Source organism: Sphingobacterium humi, assembly GCF_009768885.1.
GTDB lineage: Bacteria > Bacteroidota > Bacteroidia > Sphingobacteriales > Sphingobacteriaceae > Sphingobacterium > Sphingobacterium humi.
The window spans coordinates 1-17,089 of record NZ_WSQA01000014.1; the positions used below are offsets into that span (position 1 = coordinate 1).

Annotated in this window: 18 protein-coding genes and 1 rRNA gene; 4 read left to right on the top strand and 15 right to left on the bottom strand. The window is 39.5% G+C overall.

Annotated elements, in window-relative coordinates:
- The first annotated feature begins 206 nt into the window (after window positions 1-206).
- Window positions 207-318 (top strand): 5S ribosomal RNA (gene rrf, locus GQF63_RS16035).
- A gap of 183 nt (window positions 319-501) precedes the next feature.
- Here rrf and GQF63_RS16040 read toward each other — a convergent pair.
- The gene (locus tag GQF63_RS16040; protein WP_160370259.1) at window positions 502-891 is read right to left on the bottom strand and encodes an SRPBCC domain-containing protein; all 390 of its coding nucleotides are present in this window, start codon (window positions 889-891) and stop codon (window positions 502-504) included.
- Between the two features lie 55 nt (window positions 892-946).
- On the opposite strand from GQF63_RS16040, the gene GQF63_RS16045 reads away from it, so the two are divergent.
- Window positions 947-2,314, top strand: coding sequence for a methyltransferase RsmF C-terminal domain-like protein (locus GQF63_RS16045; RefSeq protein WP_160370260.1), 1,368 nt, complete (start codon window positions 947-949; stop codon window positions 2,312-2,314).
- Window positions 2,315-2,316: 2 nt separating this feature from the next.
- Here GQF63_RS16045 and coaBC read toward each other — a convergent pair whose 3' ends face one another.
- From coaBC to GQF63_RS16060, 3 genes are read right to left on the bottom strand one after another with little or no spacing between them, the layout of a single operon-like run.
- Complete coding sequence (gene coaBC / locus GQF63_RS16050) at window positions 2,317-3,522, bottom strand: bifunctional phosphopantothenoylcysteine decarboxylase/phosphopantothenate--cysteine ligase CoaBC (protein ID WP_160370261.1); 1,206 nt, start codon at window positions 3,520-3,522, stop codon at window positions 2,317-2,319.
- A 12-nt stretch (window positions 3,523-3,534) separates the two neighbouring features.
- Entirely contained in the window at window positions 3,535-3,861 is a 327-nt protein-coding gene (locus GQF63_RS16055) for a DNA-directed RNA polymerase subunit omega (RefSeq protein ID WP_160370262.1), read from the bottom strand.
- 27 nt (window positions 3,862-3,888) lie between these two features.
- Entirely contained in the window at window positions 3,889-4,827 is a 939-nt protein-coding gene (locus tag GQF63_RS16060; RefSeq protein ID WP_160370263.1) for an outer membrane protein assembly factor BamD, read from the bottom strand.
- A 214-nt stretch (window positions 4,828-5,041) separates the two neighbouring features.
- On the opposite strand from GQF63_RS16060, the gene GQF63_RS16065 reads away from it, so the two are divergent.
- Both GQF63_RS16065 and GQF63_RS16070 read left to right on the top strand, forming a co-directional pair.
- Window positions 5,042-5,317 (top strand): NifU family protein, encoded by a 276-nt coding sequence (locus tag GQF63_RS16065; RefSeq protein ID WP_160370264.1) that lies wholly within the window; start codon window positions 5,042-5,044, stop codon window positions 5,315-5,317.
- A gap of 69 nt (window positions 5,318-5,386) precedes the next feature.
- On the top strand, window positions 5,387-6,043 hold the full coding sequence (locus tag GQF63_RS16070) for a carboxypeptidase-like regulatory domain-containing protein (RefSeq protein ID WP_160370265.1): 657 nt from the start codon (window positions 5,387-5,389) through the stop codon (window positions 6,041-6,043).
- On the opposite strand, the gene GQF63_RS16075 is transcribed toward GQF63_RS16070, so the two are convergent.
- From GQF63_RS16075 to GQF63_RS16125, 11 genes are all read right to left on the bottom strand, one after another.
- Window positions 6,040-7,269 (bottom strand): ABC transporter permease, encoded by a 1,230-nt coding sequence (locus GQF63_RS16075; RefSeq protein WP_160370266.1) that lies wholly within the window; start codon window positions 7,267-7,269, stop codon window positions 6,040-6,042. The two genes, GQF63_RS16070 and GQF63_RS16075, sit on opposite strands and share 4 nt — an antisense overlap.
- Before the next feature lie 4 nt (window positions 7,270-7,273).
- On the bottom strand, window positions 7,274-7,915 hold the full coding sequence (locus tag GQF63_RS16080; protein ID WP_160370267.1) for an MBL fold metallo-hydrolase: 642 nt from the start codon (window positions 7,913-7,915) through the stop codon (window positions 7,274-7,276).
- Window positions 7,916-7,930: 15 nt separating this feature from the next.
- Window positions 7,931-8,512 (bottom strand): gliding motility lipoprotein GldD, encoded by a 582-nt coding sequence (gldD, locus tag GQF63_RS16085; protein ID WP_160370388.1) that lies wholly within the window; start codon window positions 8,510-8,512, stop codon window positions 7,931-7,933.
- On the bottom strand, window positions 8,500-9,240 hold the full coding sequence (locus GQF63_RS16090; protein WP_160370268.1) for a shikimate dehydrogenase family protein: 741 nt from the start codon (window positions 9,238-9,240) through the stop codon (window positions 8,500-8,502). The genes gldD and GQF63_RS16090 overlap by 13 nt, the downstream gene beginning before the upstream one ends.
- A complete protein-coding gene (locus GQF63_RS16095; protein WP_160370269.1) occupies window positions 9,240-10,646 on the bottom strand; it encodes a tetratricopeptide repeat protein in 1,407 nt (468 codons plus the stop codon). The genes GQF63_RS16090 and GQF63_RS16095 overlap by 1 nt, the downstream gene beginning before the upstream one ends.
- Window positions 10,647-10,863: 217 nt before the next feature.
- A complete protein-coding gene (locus GQF63_RS16100; protein WP_160370270.1) occupies window positions 10,864-12,246 on the bottom strand; it encodes an OmpA family protein in 1,383 nt (460 codons plus the stop codon).
- A 236-nt stretch (window positions 12,247-12,482) separates the two neighbouring features.
- On the bottom strand, window positions 12,483-13,499 hold the full coding sequence (locus GQF63_RS16105) for an inorganic phosphate transporter (RefSeq protein WP_160370271.1): 1,017 nt from the start codon (window positions 13,497-13,499) through the stop codon (window positions 12,483-12,485).
- Between the two features lie 33 nt (window positions 13,500-13,532).
- Window positions 13,533-14,180, bottom strand: coding sequence for a DUF47 domain-containing protein (locus GQF63_RS16110; protein WP_160370272.1), 648 nt, complete (start codon window positions 14,178-14,180; stop codon window positions 13,533-13,535).
- A 76-nt stretch (window positions 14,181-14,256) separates the two neighbouring features.
- Window positions 14,257-15,282, bottom strand: a complete 1,026-nt coding sequence (locus GQF63_RS16115) for a sensor histidine kinase (RefSeq protein WP_160370273.1) — start codon at window positions 15,280-15,282, stop codon at window positions 14,257-14,259.
- Between the two features lie 26 nt (window positions 15,283-15,308).
- Window positions 15,309-15,920, bottom strand: coding sequence for a phosphatidylserine decarboxylase (locus tag GQF63_RS16120; RefSeq protein WP_160370274.1), 612 nt, complete (start codon window positions 15,918-15,920; stop codon window positions 15,309-15,311).
- A gap of 57 nt (window positions 15,921-15,977) precedes the next feature.
- Window positions 15,978-17,084 (bottom strand): toxin-antitoxin system YwqK family antitoxin, encoded by a 1,107-nt coding sequence (locus GQF63_RS16125; RefSeq protein ID WP_212592616.1) that lies wholly within the window; start codon window positions 17,082-17,084, stop codon window positions 15,978-15,980.
- Window positions 17,085-17,089 lie beyond the last annotated feature (5 nt).

Genomic DNA, 17,089 nt, shown 5'->3' on the forward strand with positions numbered 1-17,089 from the left:
CATAGGTGTAAAGGTTGAAAGACCAAAGCCAAGTGATACTAATAGCCCGAAGCTTTCCAATGCGGATAGTTCTGTTGTCCTCTCTCTTTTTGAATCTTTTCTTCCAATAACATGTCAATATCTAGATGATTAGATAGTAGATATGCGATTTGAGAACTGTATGGTTCTGCTAGCTCTATCTATTGTTAATGATCTTAAAAAGATATTCAGGTGCCTATATCGGCGGTGTCCACCTCTTCCCATTCCGAACAGAGAAGTTAAGCCCGCCAGAGCCGATGGTATTGCCGTAACAGGTGGGAGAGTAGGTCGGCGCCTATTTTTATACGAAAAGCCCGTGATCATTGATCATGGGCTTTTTTGGTTTTGATAGAATTTTTAGATTGGGTAAATATAGTCCTTATTCATGCCAAAACGGCGTACAAAGAGGTCGAAACTTTAAAAAATTGCTTGGGTCACCTAAGTATAAGTACTAACCACGCAGTACTCAAAACTAAATTCTATCTACTCCTCGTCTTCTTCGTAAAACTCCAAAAGAGATGCGATATAAGTATCATTCCACCCATCAACCATGTCATTGTAGTCTTCCTCTGGAATGTTTGTTTGCTTTACCTCGAAAGAAGTTCCTTTTTTGTGTACATGTAATTTAAGGGTAACGATGGATGCTTCTTCTTGTTCGCCAAAGTACCATTGCTGAACAATCTTTGAATAGGGTTCTAGTTCAAGGAATTTTCCTTGGATGGCGCCATCCCATAAAGAAAATTCACCTTCAGGTCTTGGGTCGATTTCAACTAGGTCACCAGTCCATAAACGGATGGTTATTTCGGTTGTTAATGCACGGTATAGCTCTTCCGGGCTGGCTGGTATAATGTAATATTTCTTAAATTCTTTCATTGTTATCCAAAAAAAATGATAATTCCGTAAATTTACGCAGATTAATCAGCAAAGCATGAGTAATTTTCTTCCAAATTCCTTAGTGAAACGATTAGGTGCGAATCCCTTATTTAACAAAGAAGCTTTTATTAAAGCACATGAACCAGGGCAGGCTATCACTTCCATCCGATTAAACCCTTTTAAGCCAGTGGAGCTCGATTTTTATTTGGCAGATGCTGTACCTTGGAGTTCGGAAGGCTACTATCTGGCAAATCGTCCACAGTTTACCTTAGATCCCTTATTTCATGCTGGTGCATATTATGTGCAGGAAGCCTCTTCGATGTTTGTGGGGCATATTATTCAAAGTTTAGGTCTTAATAAAGAGCCTCTGATGGCTTTAGACTTGTGTGCTGCTCCTGGTGGTAAGTCTACCTTATTGAATAGTACCTTGCATCCAGAGAGTTTGTTATTAGCCAATGAGATTATAAAAAGCCGTTCCATTATCCTGCTGGAAAATCTTACCCGATGGGGAACTGCCAATACTGTGGTCAGTAATAACGATCCTTCTGCCTTTCGGCGGCTGCCAGGTTTTTTTGATTTGGCTTTGGTGGATGCGCCCTGCTCAGGATCAGGGATGTTTCGGAAAGATGAAGATGCTATTGATGAGTGGTCGGAAGCGAATGTTAAGCTTTGTAGAGAACGGCAGCAGCGCATTCTCTCGGAAATGATGCCCTCCTTAAAAACCAATGGTTATTTAATCTATTCCACCTGTTCCTATTCTGAGGAAGAAAACGAAGCTATGTTAGATTGGTTAATTGATGAATATCATATGGAATCTGTGCAAATCCCTTGTGACTCCACATGGGGAATGGAACATACTACTTCTAAAAAGTATAAGGCATCGGGATACCGTTTTTACCCTCACTTGGTTCAAGGTGAGGGATTTTTTGTAGGAGTGTTGAAGGTTCGTGATGTACAGCCCTCCTTTTCTTTGAAGAAATTGAAAGTAGAGAAAGTAGCCTTGCCTAAAGATGCTTTAAAAGGATGGGTGAAGGATTATTCCCAATTTGCAAGCCTTATGCATCAGGATACCGTTCATATCTGTGCGAAGGAACATGAGTTGGCGATTAAAGCATTTCAACAGGTGCTCTATTTAAAAGACGCAGGTACGACTGTCGGAAAATGGTTAGGGAAAGAATTACTGCCCAACCATGATCTTGCTTTGAGTGTACACCTCGATCACAGGTTAAGTGCAGTGGAATTGAACCTGGATCTAGCACAGGACTATTTACGAAAAGAAGCTTTACCGATTGAATTATTTGATGGTATAGCGAAAGGATGGTGCCTTATTCAATATAAAAAGCTGCCGATTGGATGGATAAAGGTATTAGGAAACCGGATTAATAATTATTATCCGCGGGAAGTTAGAATAGCCAATCTATAAGGCTATTTACGGGCTTGCTCTTGAACGATGAGTGCACAGATGTCTTTAGCTACCTCTTCTTTTGATTTAAGGTCGTAGGTGGTTATTTTACCTGTTTTACGCACAACAGTAATCTTATTGGTGTTGTGTGCAAAGCCAGCACCTGGATCTTGCATCGAGTTGAGTACAATGAAATCAAGGTTTTTACGCGTAAGCTTATCTTTGGCGTGCTCCAATTCATTATTGGTTTCTAATGCAAAACCTACTAGGGTTTGATTAGGCTGTTTTTGTTGCCCCAGATTCGCCAAGATGTCGGTTGTTTTTTTAAGGGTTATGCTAAAGTCTTCTGCTTTTTTCTTAATCTTTTGATCTGCTACTTCCACCGGGGTATAATCGGCAACGGCAGCACTCATTACGGTAATATCAGCTGCTGAGAAGTGGGATTGACAAGCCTGAAACATCTCTTCAGCGGATTGTACATCAATGCGCTGTATGCCTGGAGCCGCTGTTAATGCGGTGGGACCTGACACTAAGGTTACTGCTGCACCTAATTCCTGGAGTTGCTTCGCAATGGCGTAACCCATTTTACCGCTGGAATGATTGCCAATAAAACGTACAGGATCGATAGCCTCGTATGTGGGACCTGCACTAACCAGTGCTTTCTTGCCTGCTAAAGGTTTATTTGCGATGAGTTGTTGCTGAATAAATGCTAAGATTTCTTCGGGTTCAGCCAAGCGGCCTTCCCCTACTAATCCACTGGCAAGCTCGCCATTTCCAGGAGGAATAATGGTATGGCCAAATGACGTTAATAGCTGGATATTGTGTTGAACTGCTGGATGCTTCCACATGTCTAAATCCATGGCCGGCGCAAAACTTACTGGTCCTTTAGCGGAAAGATAAACCGCCAATAAAAGGTTATCACATAATCCTAACGCGCATTTTGCCAAAGTGTTGGCTGTGGCTGGTGCAATCAGGATAAGATCGGCTTGTTCGGCAATAAGGACATGGTTATTCCATTCCCCTGTTTTCTCTTGGTAGTAATCTACAAAAACGGGGTTGTTGGAAAGCGTGGAAAGCGTGAGAGGAGTGATGAATTGAGTGGCCTCTTCGGTCATTATGATCTGTACAGAAGCTTGCTCTTTACGCAGCAAACGAATTAAACTTGCAATTTTATAAGCGGCAATGCTGCCGCTTATACCAATTACAATATATTTGCCTTGCAAGGACATCCAATACGAGAATTAGTCTTGCTCTTTAGAAGGATTTCTAAAGTAAATCTTATCGTGTAAAAACTCATCAACAGCCACCAAAGAGGGTTTTGGTAGACGCTCGTAATGTTTAGAGATCTCAATTTGCTCACGGTTTTCAAAAACTTCCTCTAAGTTGTCGTTGCTGCTTGCAAATTCAGATAGCTTTTGGTTCAATTCATCTTTCACGTCTACCGAAATCTGGTTCGCTCTTTTGCTGATTACAACGATAGACTCGTAAATGTTGTCCGTACCTTTGTCCAACTCTCTTAAATCACGAGTTACGGTGCTGTTTGGAATTGAATTTTTATTCTGGTTCATATATCAAAAAATATAATGTGCAAATGATTACTTGTTTTTCGTGCTTTCTTCCGTTTCCGTTTTTTCAGTTTGTCCGGAAATGGATGTCGAGATTCCTAACTCTTCTTCTTGTTGCTTACGTAGTTTTTTATCTTCTTCTACGCGTTTAATGGCGAAAGCAATTTTCTTTTCTGCGCTCGAGCGTAAGCCGGTAAGCTCGTTTCTGTATTTACTTTCTGGGAAATGTTCCGAGAAGGTTTCATAATAATCCAACATTTGGTTGAAACGTTCTTCTTGGCGGTGCGCATAACTATTATCGGCGAATAGATACTGCGATTTAATCAGTAAATATTCGATATCTTCAGCATGTTTGGTGTCCGGATATTGCTTTAACACATTCTCTAATGCAATAACTGCGGCACGGTAATCATCCGGTAATCCCATGTTATAATATAGCTTGGCATTATCGAATGCTTTTTTCTCTAATTTATCTCGTAAATTCTGGATAAGATCAGAAGCTTCCTTGGCGCGTTCAGACTCCGGATATAGATTGACAAATAACTGTAATTCATCAATTGCTTTTCTTGTATTCTCTTGATCTAAGTTCGATCGAGGCGAATCTAGGTAGAAACAATAAGCCGTCATAAACCTACACTCTTCAGCACGTTGGCTATTTGGATAGTTCTGCGCAAACTGTTTAAAGTGAAAACGTGCAGAAATATAGTCTTTTAAACGATAACTGGCATAGGCCGTATAATAGGCTAGATCTTCTGCATCCGCAGTTCCCCGATAGCGCGATAATAGGTCTTCAAATAAAGTTAAGGCTTTCGCATACTTCCCTTTTTCGTAGTACTTGATGGCCTCCTGGTACTTCATCTGTATATTATTGCTGGCGCGTAATTTTTCGAATTTACTCTTACAACTTCCAAAGAAGAAAAGCAACGATACGCCGACAATTAGGCTAAATACATGATTCTTTAAAAACATCCCACAAAGATACGTCAATTAAAACTAATTTTCAATTAAAATTCCCCGCTAAAATAACGGAAATCCACATTCAAGAAGCTTTGTTATCATGCTTTTAACAATCTTTAACGAGCCTGGGAACAAAAGTCAGCAAAATGTTGAATTGTCATGCGCGTCCGAGTGATTTATTAAAAAATAACTATATTTACGTTTATTATAAATTATCGATATTAAAATGACCTTATTAGAGAGAGTAGAGCAGGCATTGGATTCTATCAGACCATATTTGGAAACTGACGGGGGAAACGTTTCTATCGAAGAAATTACGCCAGACAATGTTGTAAAACTTAAATTGTTGGGCACATGCGCCAGTTGCTCCATGAGTATCATGACTTTCAAAGCTGGACTAGAACAGGCTATTAAAAAGGCTGTTCCAGAGATCGTTTCTGTAGAAGCTATCAACCTGACGGATATCAATGACCCTAATGCCATTACTCCAAACCAATTGTAATAAATTTGATAACGATTGTTAACACAATTTAACAGCGTCTATACTGTGATTTCAGTAGTTTTGTGGGTAATGAAAAGATACCTGAAATTTATATGTCTTCCTTTATTGTTGTGTCTAGCCTTGTTCGGTTATGCGCAGGAGAAACATATTATCCAATTTTCAGGCTACATTGTTGCCGCGGATACCGATGTGGCTGTACCTTATGTTACGCTGCGGAATTCAAGTTATGGCAATGATACCTATTCAGCTAACCATGAGGGCTATTTTTCTTTCGTTGTTCATGCCGGTGATGTGATTGAACTATCCTCTATTGGATATGCCACTATTCAGATTACTATTCCTAAAGTGTCTGGCGATAAATATAGCACCAAGGTGGAACTGACGCCTTTGGTGGAAGAATTACCCGTGGTTACCATCGGGCGACCCCTGCCCTGGGCAAGTATTGAAGAGTTTAATCGGGAATTCTTAGCCTTAAATGTGGGTAATGACGATATTTTATCGGCTAAGCGTAATCTATCACCGCAAGCTTTGGCTTCATTGTCGAAGATTGTTCCGCGTAGTGCAGAAGAAATTCAAGCGTATAATAACTTCCAGCGTCATATTAACATGTCCAATAAGGCAATCAACCAGAATTTTGCCAACCCATTGCTTAATCCATTTGCATGGGGACAGTTGATCAATCAAATTAAGCGTGGTGATTATAGCCGCGAACGCCTGAAATACTAGTTGGAATCTAGCACCTCAACCTTATCGAATCCCTTAATACTTAATTTTGATGCCACGTAGGATACGATGGTAGAAACCAGCATAACGGTTAGGAAAATAATGATAAAGTCGGTATAGCGAATGTCTACCGGGTAAGCATCAAATAACGACCCTTCGTTGGTTTGAATGAAACCATAGCGTTCCTGCAACATGCAGAAGAGGAGACCGAGCACCCCGCCTACAAGACTTCCTATGAGCGCGATTAGTACGCCTTGGTAAAAGAAGATGTGTTGAATTAAGCTTTTGTTCGCACCTAAGCTTTTCAATACCACCATATCTTGTTTCTTATCGATAACAAGCATGGTCAAGGATCCAATAATATTGAAAATAGCGATGATGCCAATGATGGTGACAATAAAGAATACGATCCACTTTTCTGAGCGTACTGTTTTGTATAAAGTAGGATTTTGCTGCTCGCGGTTTTTGACGAGGTAATCATTTCCTACTAATTCTTGGATATCCTTCTGAAGCGTTTTTGAATTATCGTTTTCGCCAAAGAGTTCAATGGCTGAAATGGCATCATATTCATTTAATAAGTCTTTGGCAAAGTCTATGGGTACTAATATGAGGTCGTCAAAGCCCGGTTGAAATTTAAGAATAGCACTGGAAGGAATCTTTCGCGTACGAATATCGTCGAGCGGATTGATGCTGCTTGCTGGTGCGTTTTTATCGGGGATATTTAAGCTCAAGAAGTTGTCGAAGCCTTGTAGTGGCACTTGCAAATTGGCTTGCACCTGCGCCCCTAAAATAGCGTAATTAACACTATCCATTTCCACTTCCAATTTGCCCGCAAATAACATCTCCTGAGAAGCATGGGTATGGATGCTTTCAGGCTCAATCCCTTTTAATCGCCCAATAAATTGCTGATGATTATATTCCGCTAAGATCTTATCTTCTAGAACTTCGGTATAGGACTTTATTTTTGGGTGTTTCCGTAAAGCCTTGAAGGTTTCATTCTGGGTTGAAAAGACTTTCCCTGTGCCAGGCTCAATGCGTAATTCAGGGGAGAAGATGCTGTATTGAGAGAGGATGAACTTTTCTAAGCCATTATAAAACGTTAAAACGATAACCAAGGCTGCAGTACTCACAAGTACACCGATAACGCTTATCGAGGAGATAATGTTTATGGCGTTTACTGATTTCTTGGAAAACAAATAGCGCTTGGCGAAAAAAAGTGCTAACCTCATTTACTTAGGCTCTAATGAACGGATTGTTTTGCTTTTCTTCTCGAATAGTCGTGGTTGGGCCATGTCCAGGATATACTACCGTATCTTCTGGAAGGCTATAAATTTTGGTCGCAATGCTATCCAGCAATTGCTGATGGTTTCCACCAGGAAGATCAGTTCGGCCTATGCTGTTTTTAAATAGTACATCGCCACCAATAAGGAATTTATACTTCTCGCTATACAAGCATAAATGGCCAGGAGAATGTCCGGGAGCTAAGATTAACTCAAGTTTATCGTCTCCGATCTGAATCTTATCACCTTCACTTAGGAAGGTCTCCGGAATGGGCGATGGCTCATAACGAATACCCATCTGTGGCGCATAATTCTGAACCTGTACGACCAAAGGAAGTTCTTTTTCGTGAAATTGAGGAATGAGATTATAGGTGTCGGCTACATATTTATTGCCTAATACATGGTCGATATGGCCATGGGTATTGATTAAGGAAATAGGGGTTAATCCTTCGCTTTGGATATAGGCAGATAGAGCTTCTTCTTCCTTATAATGGTGCATACCTGGATCAATGATGATGCAGTTTTTGTAATCGTCATAAATGATATAACTATTTTCCTGATACGGATTGAAGACAAAACTTTGAATATGTAGCATAGTCAAAAATAGAAATTATTTCCATTCCAAACTATGGATAAGCTGTTTTATATCGGCTTTTATAAATTCGAGAACCGGTTGGATCGAATCGAGCTGTGGTTTCTCATTAAAATAGAGTGCCCCTCTTAAGTAATGTTTGCTGCTATCGGTCAGGTAGAATTGGTAATTCGAAGCGGTATTTCCACCTATGATATATTGGAGACCATGAACCTTGTGTTCGGGGATGCTGATTTTGCTTTGATCGATAGCCGTTGCTTTCGTGCTATGCTTAAAAGCAAAAGTTCTGGCATCTTCCGTAAGTTGTGCGAGTGTGCTTTCTTTGCTGATGGGGAAATAACTCAGGTGTAGTCGTGCATTAAATGCCGGGAAGTCTATGTTTTTCCAGCAAGGATGCTGCTGATTGATGCCCTCATCATTATAGCTTGCATAATCGGGGATTTCAAACTGAAATGGACAGCCATTGGGTATTTGATGATAGGACTTTTCCGGAAAATTAATGCGGAAATATCCGCGGGGTTTAGGACTATAATCAGCTTGCCCGCAACTTGTGATAAGCAGGATGAAAGCCAAAATAAAGCTATATTTTACTGGTTCCAGATTTCCCAATTTTTTTCCGCTTGTAATACTAACATTTCTAATCCGTTTTTGATGCTTGCTCCACGTTCTTTTCCTTTTTTAAGGAATAGGGTTTCTGCAGGATTATAGATTAGATCGTAAAGGAGGTGATCGGCAGTAATACCTTCGTAAGGAAGATTAGGGCAGGCATCCACCTGAGGAGCCGTACCTACGGGCGAGCAATTAATCAAGAGCTTGTTTTCCCGAATCAGGTCGATGGTGAGTTCATCATAATTAATTGTATCCGCAGTCTTTGTTCTGCTCACAATTTGATAGGCGATGCCGAGTTTATCCAAGGCATAGCAAACTGCTTTTGTGGCACCGCCATTGCCGAAAATGAGGGCCTTTTGATGATGCGATTTCAAAAGAGGTTGTAAGGAATTCTTAAAACCGAGGACGTCAGTATTGAATCCGATAAGGTAGGGCTTGGCGTCCTTTTGTTCTATTCGAATGCAGTTAACTGCGCCTATGCTTTCTGCTTCCGGAGAGAGCTCATCTAGAAATGGAATAACACTTTGCTTATAAGGAATCGTTACATTGACTCCATAAAAGGCAGGATCTTGAATGATATCGCTGAAATCCTCGATTTGAGGTAAAGGGTATAGATCGTAATCTATACCCACTATGTATTCTTTAATAAATTTATCTTGGTAATACTTTTTGGAAAAAGAGTGTCCAAGTGGATACCCAATCAGGCCTAATTTCCTCATTATTTCTCCGTAAACTTCTTAATAATATCAATAATAATCTTGTTGCCCTGTAATTGAGGAAGGTATTCAAACAAGATATGATGTTTGTCTGGATTACTGTCCAACGCAAGCTCCAGGAAGTTCAGGGCTTCATTGTATTGACCTGCAGCAAATAGATATGCTACTAAACGGTAATACAATAGGGCCTCATCAGGATTGCATTTGATGGCTTCCGATATCACTTCAATCGCTTCTTGCAATTTGGCTTGTTCATATAGCAAGGATGAATAGTCTAACCAAGCTTCTATATCGGTACTGTTTAGTTCGACAACCTTGCTGTAGGCCTCTAAGGATTCGTCAAATTGTTTTAACTTATAACGGGCATCCGCAATTGCAAACCAATAATCCGGATTTTCATCATCTATTTCTAGGGCTTTTTTATAGAAGTGTAAGGATTCGAAGTATCGTTCCTCAAAATCTAAAGTTACACCTATACCAAACCAAGCATCGCTCTGATTGGCATCCAGTTTAACCGCCTTTTTATAGTATTGACGAGCCTCATCCATCTGCTCTAATTTCTCATAGCATTCGCCAATTGCACAATAGGTGTCGGCCGTTGGTGGTTCGTATTCGAATGTTTGTTTATAAACTTCAATAGCTTCTGAATACCGATCCAGATTAACCAAGGCATTCCCCTTGTTAAAATAAGCTGATGAGAAGGTGTCTTTAATTAAGATCGAATAATCGTAAGCATCAATTGCCGCATCGAATTGCTCAAGCTTATGGTATGCATTACCTAGATTATACCAAGCCGTAAATGAATAAGGATCTGAGTCGATATATTTTAGATAGAAGGCCACGCTTTCTTCTTGAAGCTCTAATACATCATAGCAAAATGCAATCTCGTACAGCGCATCTTGATTTTCCTGATTTAACTTCAAGCATTTCTGCAAATAGTCAATCGCTTTTTGATAAGCTCCTTGGATTTGATACAGGCCAGCGATTTGATAATATACCTCATCAGGGCTATCGGTTAGCTCCAAAGCCTTAAAGAAATTCTCCTCCGCTAAGCTATGCTCTTGCAGGGAAGATAAAATTGTACCCTTGATAAGGTAAATGTCACCTTCAGATGGTTCAAGCATTTCTGCCTTAGCCAGGGCTTCAAGAGCTTGCTCGTATTGAAGTGTGCTGGCCAACAATTGCGCTTTCTTCAGCATAAAGCTGGTCTCAAAAGGGTGTTGGGCAGCAGCAAAGTCAACAACTTGAAGAGCTTTGATGGGGTCATTTTTGCTGATATAATAGTCGATGATGCTTTCGAAGGCCTTGCTGTCAAAGAAATATTGATCCTCATTGCGCAGCATTTCCTCATAACGATCTACAGAAACTTTTTGTTCTTCTGGTGATCCAAATTCAAAATCTTCTTCCATTATGCTCCTCTCTCTTTTTTATTCAACCAATTTCCAAAATTCTATGTTGAAAATAATGTTTTTTAAACTTTTTAATTCCATAATCTTATCAACATATCCACACTTATTAGACTTTAACTCTGCGCAAAGGTAAAGGAATATTTGTTAAGTGTGTGTAAAATAGGAAAGCCGGTCCAAAAGGACCGGCTTCCGTATTGTGAATAATTGTTAATAACAATTATCTTTTGATCTCAACACGACGGTTTTGAACGCGACCTTCTTCAGTATCGTTAGAAGCAATTGGGTTAGCTTCTCCGTATCCTGTAGCAGAGATGCTTGATGCAGATACTCCAGCGTTAACTAGGTATTGTTTTACTGCATTAGCACGGTCTTTAGACAAGTTCATGTTGTAAGCTTCAGTACCTTCAGCAGATGCATAACCATCTAATGCTACTGTACCATTGCTATCACGTAAGTCTTTTGCTAATTTATCTAAAGTAGCGTAAGATTCAGTTTTTAATACAGAGCTATCGAATTCGAATTGAATTGGAGCAAAGTATCCAGAACCAGTCTCAGTTAATTGTTGTTGCTCTGGGAATTTGATTGGACATCCAGAACCATCAACTACTGTACCAGCAGGAGTTCCAGGACATTTATCGAATTTATCAGATACACCGTCACCATCAGAGTCTTTGCTTAATTGATCAACAGTACCTTCTAAAGTAGATACACGTTGTTTTAAAGCTTCAACTTCGTTACGTAATGAAGGGTCTTTCAACTCATCATATAACGTAGCAACTGGGTTAGTGAAAGTTAAACTTTCTTTATCACGAGAACCTAAAGTGAATTCTAAACCACCATATAAGTTAGCAAATTTCCCTTTAGCATCTTGTCTAGCTGGTCCGTATAATAAGTTATCATCAGTGAAGTTCATCGTGTAACCTAAGTTCAGTGCAACAACTTCAGATAATTTGAATTTAACACCAACACCAACAGGTACATATCCAGTTAAACGGTTGTCGCGATCCCCTACAGCTTCACGATCCCCGAAAACTTCATCACCCCATTTTCCTTCATTGTTGAACACTTCTGTTCCAGTGAAGTCATTGTTAGCAAATTGAACTGGGTTATGAGCCATAACACCTAAACCAACTTTTGCATAGAAATTAACTGCATTTTCTCTTCTCATGAAGTCGATAGTTCCTAATTGGAAAACACCATTTAAGCTACCAGCCCAGTTAACTGAAGTTTCAGCAGATTTTGCTAATAAACTGTTTTCAATACCACCGTTTTGCGCTAAGTCATGGTTGTAAGTTTTGATACGACCACGGTTTCCTTCTAATTCTAAACCGAATAGGTGAGAGAATTGTTTACGGATAGTTAAACCATAGTACTCACCAACTTTATTTTGGAAGTAACCAACTTTTTGACCAAAAGCATTGGAACCTCCCAAAATAGTGTTAGGAGTAGTGATACCACCTTGAACACCAATTGACCAAGTTCTGTATTGTGATCTACCACCAAATACAGTTGGGGTTTGTGCTTGTGCAGTTTCAGCGAAACCTAAAGCGGCTACTAAAGAAGCTGCAACAGCTGTTTTTTTAATTGTAGAATAGTTCATACTCTTTTTTTTTAAGGTTATTAAAATTTTTAATTGTTTCTAGTTGTTCAAAAAAATCAATTTAACATAACTTAACAATAACGATGCCAAAAAATGTTAAGCGATTAAAACGCGGCTTTTATTTATTTAAAGCCCTCGTATTGACGCGTAAAAATAATTATTATCTGCTGATAACGCAAATTTTTTATCAATTCTTTATTATATAACAATAAAATACAATGCCCTATAGGAATTTACTACAGGATATAATGAATAACGGCTAAAGTAAGGCCTCCTAAAATTGCGCTCACTGGAATGGTCAGAATCCAAGCCCACAGTAAACTAATGGTAACTCCCCAGCGAACGGCTGATACTCTTTTTACTACACCAACACCGATAATAGAACCGGTAATGGTATGCGTTGTAGATGCTGGAATACCGAAGTGTTCTGTAATGCCTAAGGTTAATGCCCCTGCAGTTTCTGCACTGACACCCTCTAAAGGCGTAACTTTAGTAATCTTGGTACCCATTGTCTTTACAATCTTCCAACCCCCACTCATGGTACCCGCAGCTATGGCCGCATAACACGCTAAAGGCACCCATTCAGGCATCTGCTCAAAATTCTGAATTACATTTTCTGCAATTAAAGCGGTAGCAATAATACCCATTACCTTTTGGGCATCATTTCCACCATGGGCAAAACTTAATGCGGCAGATGAAATTAATTGTAAGATTTTAAACCAGCGCTCGGCGATACTTGGTCTTGCCTTTTTGCAGATATTAATAATGATTAATGTGATAATAATAGCAATCGTCATTCCGATGATAGGAGCCAATACGATAAAAGAAAGAATCTTTAATGTCGCATTTAAGTTAATTGCCTCTAATGGATTTGCCCCTAAGAAAAGCGCATATGCCATACCTGAACCTGCAAAACCACCGATTAAGGTGTGACTGGAACTGGATGGAATGCCGTAATACCAGGTAAATAGGTTCCAGCAGATTGCGGCCACTAAACCGGCAAAAATAACTTCCAATGTAATATATTGTTCAATAACCGTTTTGGCAATGGTATTTGCCACCTTATGGTCGGTGAATACGAAATAGGCTACGAAGTTAAATAGGGCTGCCCATAAAACCGCCATAAATGGCGTAAGCACCTTCGTAGATACAATTGTTGCAATTGAGTTGGCCGCATCGTGGAAGCCGTTGATATAATCAAAGGCGATGGCCAAAACGACCACAACAATTAATAATGTTGAAACTGTAAGCATATATTGATGATGTTTTAAGCGAACGGTAAATCCTTACGCGTTCTTAACAAGTATACTTTCTAATACATTGGCAACATCTTCACATTTATCCGTTGCATCTTCCATAGCCGATAGTACCTCTTTGTTTTTGATAAGGTTAATCGCGTCTTTTTCATATTCGAATAATTCAGCTACGGCTTTGTCGAAAATATAATCCGCTTTATTTTCCACGCTGTTGATTCTTACACAAGAATCGGTGATGTTACGAATGTTTTTCAAATCTTTTAATTCAAATAATGCTTTAGCAACATGTTCGGTTGCTTCCAAGATTAAGCTCGAAATTTCTTTCATCGCTTCGCTAGGCTCTGTTACTTTATATAATTCCATACGGTTTGAGGCACCATGGATAAAGTCAGCAACATCATCTAAAGAGCTTGCTAAGGCGTGAATATCTTCGCGATCAAATGGCGTAATAAAGTTTTTTCCAAGTTCTAAATGGATCTGGTGGGTTAGGTTATCCCCTTTATGTTCCAAATCTTCTAACAATTTAGAGTTATTTTTTCTTAATTGCAGGTCAGAGGTATGAACACTTTCCTTCAATAGCTTAGCCATGTCGATTAAATTCGAGCCTGCTTGCTCAAATAAAGGAAAGAATTTTTTGTCCTTAGGGACAAAATACTGAAAAATGCTGTTCAAAGACATATACTTTTAATTTTAGTAGCGCAAAAATATGGACTTAATGTTAAGTTAATGTTAAGTTTTGTATTACAGTCACTTATTAGGCTTTTTCAATGGTAAATGAGAAGGTTGTGCCAATGCCTTCAGTGCTTCTAACATGTACATTTTGTTGATGGGCTTCGATTATATGTTTTACAATGGCGAGGCCTAATCCAGAGCCTCCAACTTCCCGAGAACGGCTTTTGTCCGCTCTAAAAAAGCGCTCAAAAACACGGGGAAGGTTCTTTTCTTCAATGCCTTGACCATTGTCGGTAATTTCAATTAGAATCTGATCGATTAAGGGGATGGTCTTGATTTGGGTCTGACCACCTCGATTCCCATACTTAATGGAGTTGTCAATTAAGTTGACCAGCACCTGTTGGATTTTTTTTCGATCTCCACGTACATATATCGGGTTATTCCCTTTTGTATTAAAATTGAGTTTTATATTAGCGGTATTTGCTTTATCCTCTAAATCGTCAATTGTTTCTTTAACCAAGGTTTGGATATCAAATTTTTCTTTGTTTAAGACAATTTGTCCAGATTCTAACTTAGCTATTTCATCCAAATCGTGAATGAGGTAGCTTAAACGATCCAGATTACGGGAAGCTTTTTTCAAAAAAGAAGCGGCCATTTCCGGATTTTCCTCAATCATGCCATCCTGCAAGGTTTCAATATAACCCTGAATAGCAAATAAGGGCGTCTTAAACTCATGCGAGATATTGGAAAGGAACTCCTTTCTAAACTTTTCCTGGGCTTTTAATTGATTGATCTCCGTCGTTTTTTGTTTGGCCCAATCGCGAACCTCGCGTTCAGCATCACCAATGGGGTCATCCGACTTATGATCTCCTAAGGCGTCTTTTAATTCTTTTCCAAGCTTTAAATTATGGATAAGCTTGTATACCGCTTTAATTCTTTCGTACACAAACTTTTGAAACACATAGTTTAAGAGCGAAAAAGAAAGCACAAAACCTATAACACTGATAAAGATAAGGGTGGGTAAATGGCGTTCGTAATAATAGTTCATACCTGCTAGAAGCAAGGAAAAAACTAAACTAATAACCAAAATGAGGGTGCGAAAATTCATAATTGCACGCAGTTTTGTTGATGTCTTTAGGATGTAAGCTTGGCAAGTACCGTAGTTCCGGCGGCAACCTGGTCGCCAACTTTTACGTTTGCTAGGGCTGTCGGTGGTAAAAATAGATCTAATCGACCTCCGAATCGCAAGAAGGCAAGTTCTTCCCCTTGCTTGATGGATTGTTTCTCTTTAATATAATAGCTTGTACTTCCGGGAACAGAAGCACTGGCAATGTTCATGGCAATTCTGCTGCTGTCTTTAGCTACTAAAATTAGGCGGGATGGATTGCCGGATGTTTGTTGGAAGCTAACAACCTCCCCACTAAGCGGGCTTCTATAGCTATGCACATCCAAAGGAGAGGTTAAAATAGAGACTTTTAGTCTTCGATCTTGATTCGCCTCCTCCACTTCTTCCATGGCCACTATCTTGCCATCTGCCGGACTCAATAATACGTTATCATTGGGTTTAAGCAAACGGGAGGGGCTTCTGAATAGGAATAAAACAACAAGCAAGAGTACCGCGCACAGAATATAAATCAACCATTTTACACCAGCTCCCCCATCATAATAATGGGCTATTGCGCTTAATAAAAAAAACAAAAGAACCACGAGGGCTAAACTGGTATATCCTTCTTTATGGAATTTCATACATGTTGATTTACGCAAATATAAATATTCTGATGGGTCTGACCTATTTCGATTTGCTTAATTTTGTTCCGCAGGGCGCTCAATACGAATGCTATGAAAATTGAGTTTCCCTTCTGCAGTCAGCATGGCCTTGCCATGAATGCTAATTTCATCAGCCACATATTCCCCATTCTTAAAGGAAGGCTGATAATATTCTACTGCATTCGCCACAAAGATTAATGCTTTGCTCAATTCTTGATTGTTAGGATCTAATTCAATCTGCAAGTCAACCTTTCTCACGGCTCCATTCTTTGTCAGCTGCACTATTACACTAAAGTCTTCCGAAGGCAATGATTCAACTTGAAAGGTATTAAAGGAATTATTAAAGAAATCACGCAAATAGACCAAGAAGCCTGAGAAATCATCGTACGTACAACCTTTCGCCAAAATGGATTCTGCTTGGATAAAACTTTCCACCGGAATCAAAGGATATTTCGGCGTTTTATAGGGCTCGCCGGTATAGAAATCTTCCCCTGCAACGAGTCTGCCATTGCGATACTCTTCCTGACCTGCAATCTGTCTTTTCTTATCATTTTCAAAGAAAATCTGCCAAACACCCTCCGGATATCCATCTTCAAACCGGCCTTTATACCTAATAAACGGATAGCCATATGGATTATATCCCGGGTAAGGAACTTTAAAATCATAATTCCCTGTTCCTTCTTTAATGCGCTGGTTGCCCATTTGATCCCAATAACTTTGCAGCTTAGAGCGACCTTCGAAATAAAGAACCTGCATTAAAGGTTTGCCGTCCGGATAAAAGTAATTCCATTCGCCGACAGGCACATTATCTTGATAAGTAACCGTCCATTTTACTTGGCCATTGGGGTGAAACGCCTGAAAGAAACCTTCTTTTTTACCCTCCTGATAATTTCCTTCCAGCATTTTTCGGCCATTAGGATAATAATCGCTGAACTTCCCAATAAAATTAGTCGTCTTGGCTTCAAATTCAGCAAGGCGCTCAATACTTTTGAATTCACAGTTTTTATCCACCAAAAAATAATTCATATCATAATAGAAACGAACCAGGCTATCGTCAGCGCGTTCAAAATAAACCGGCTTTTCTGATTGTGCAGATAAACTAAACCAAAGGCTAGTAAATAAAAGGATCAAGCTGTATCGCATATACT

What these genes read in the sequence shown, in the direction of transcription:
- GQF63_RS16040 (WP_160370259.1), bottom strand. Translation starts at nt 891, where the DNA reads ATGAAAGAATTTAAGAAATATTACATTATACCAGCCAGCCCGGAAGAG.
- GQF63_RS16045 (WP_160370260.1), top strand. Translation starts at nt 947, where the DNA reads ATGAGTAATTTTCTTCCAAATTCCTTAGTGAAACGATTAGGTGCGAAT.
- coaBC (WP_160370261.1), bottom strand. Translation starts at nt 3,522, where the DNA reads ATGTCCTTGCAAGGCAAATATATTGTAATTGGTATAAGCGGCAGCATT.
- GQF63_RS16055 (WP_160370262.1), bottom strand. Translation starts at nt 3,861, where the DNA reads ATGAACCAGAATAAAAATTCAATTCCAAACAGCACCGTAACTCGTGAT.
- GQF63_RS16060 (WP_160370263.1), bottom strand. Translation starts at nt 4,827, where the DNA reads ATGTTTTTAAAGAATCATGTATTTAGCCTAATTGTCGGCGTATCGTTG.
- GQF63_RS16065 (WP_160370264.1), top strand. Translation starts at nt 5,042, where the DNA reads ATGACCTTATTAGAGAGAGTAGAGCAGGCATTGGATTCTATCAGACCA.
- GQF63_RS16070 (WP_160370265.1), top strand. Translation starts at nt 5,387, where the DNA reads ATGAAAAGATACCTGAAATTTATATGTCTTCCTTTATTGTTGTGTCTA.
- GQF63_RS16075 (WP_160370266.1), bottom strand. Translation starts at nt 7,269, where the DNA reads ATGAGGTTAGCACTTTTTTTCGCCAAGCGCTATTTGTTTTCCAAGAAA.
- GQF63_RS16080 (WP_160370267.1), bottom strand. Translation starts at nt 7,915, where the DNA reads ATGCTACATATTCAAAGTTTTGTCTTCAATCCGTATCAGGAAAATAGT.
- GQF63_RS16090 (WP_160370268.1), bottom strand. Translation starts at nt 9,240, where the DNA reads ATGAGGAAATTAGGCCTGATTGGGTATCCACTTGGACACTCTTTTTCC.
- GQF63_RS16095 (WP_160370269.1), bottom strand. Translation starts at nt 10,646, where the DNA reads ATGGAAGAAGATTTTGAATTTGGATCACCAGAAGAACAAAAAGTTTCT.
- GQF63_RS16100 (WP_160370270.1), bottom strand. Translation starts at nt 12,246, where the DNA reads ATGAACTATTCTACAATTAAAAAAACAGCTGTTGCAGCTTCTTTAGTA.
- GQF63_RS16105 (WP_160370271.1), bottom strand. Translation starts at nt 13,499, where the DNA reads ATGCTTACAGTTTCAACATTATTAATTGTTGTGGTCGTTTTGGCCATC.
- GQF63_RS16110 (WP_160370272.1), bottom strand. Translation starts at nt 14,180, where the DNA reads ATGTCTTTGAACAGCATTTTTCAGTATTTTGTCCCTAAGGACAAAAAA.
- GQF63_RS16115 (WP_160370273.1), bottom strand. Translation starts at nt 15,282, where the DNA reads ATGAATTTTCGCACCCTCATTTTGGTTATTAGTTTAGTTTTTTCCTTG.
- GQF63_RS16120 (WP_160370274.1), bottom strand. Translation starts at nt 15,920, where the DNA reads ATGAAATTCCATAAAGAAGGATATACCAGTTTAGCCCTCGTGGTTCTT.
- GQF63_RS16125 (WP_212592616.1), bottom strand. Translation starts at nt 17,084, where the DNA reads ATGCGATACAGCTTGATCCTTTTATTTACTAGCCTTTGGTTTAGTTTA.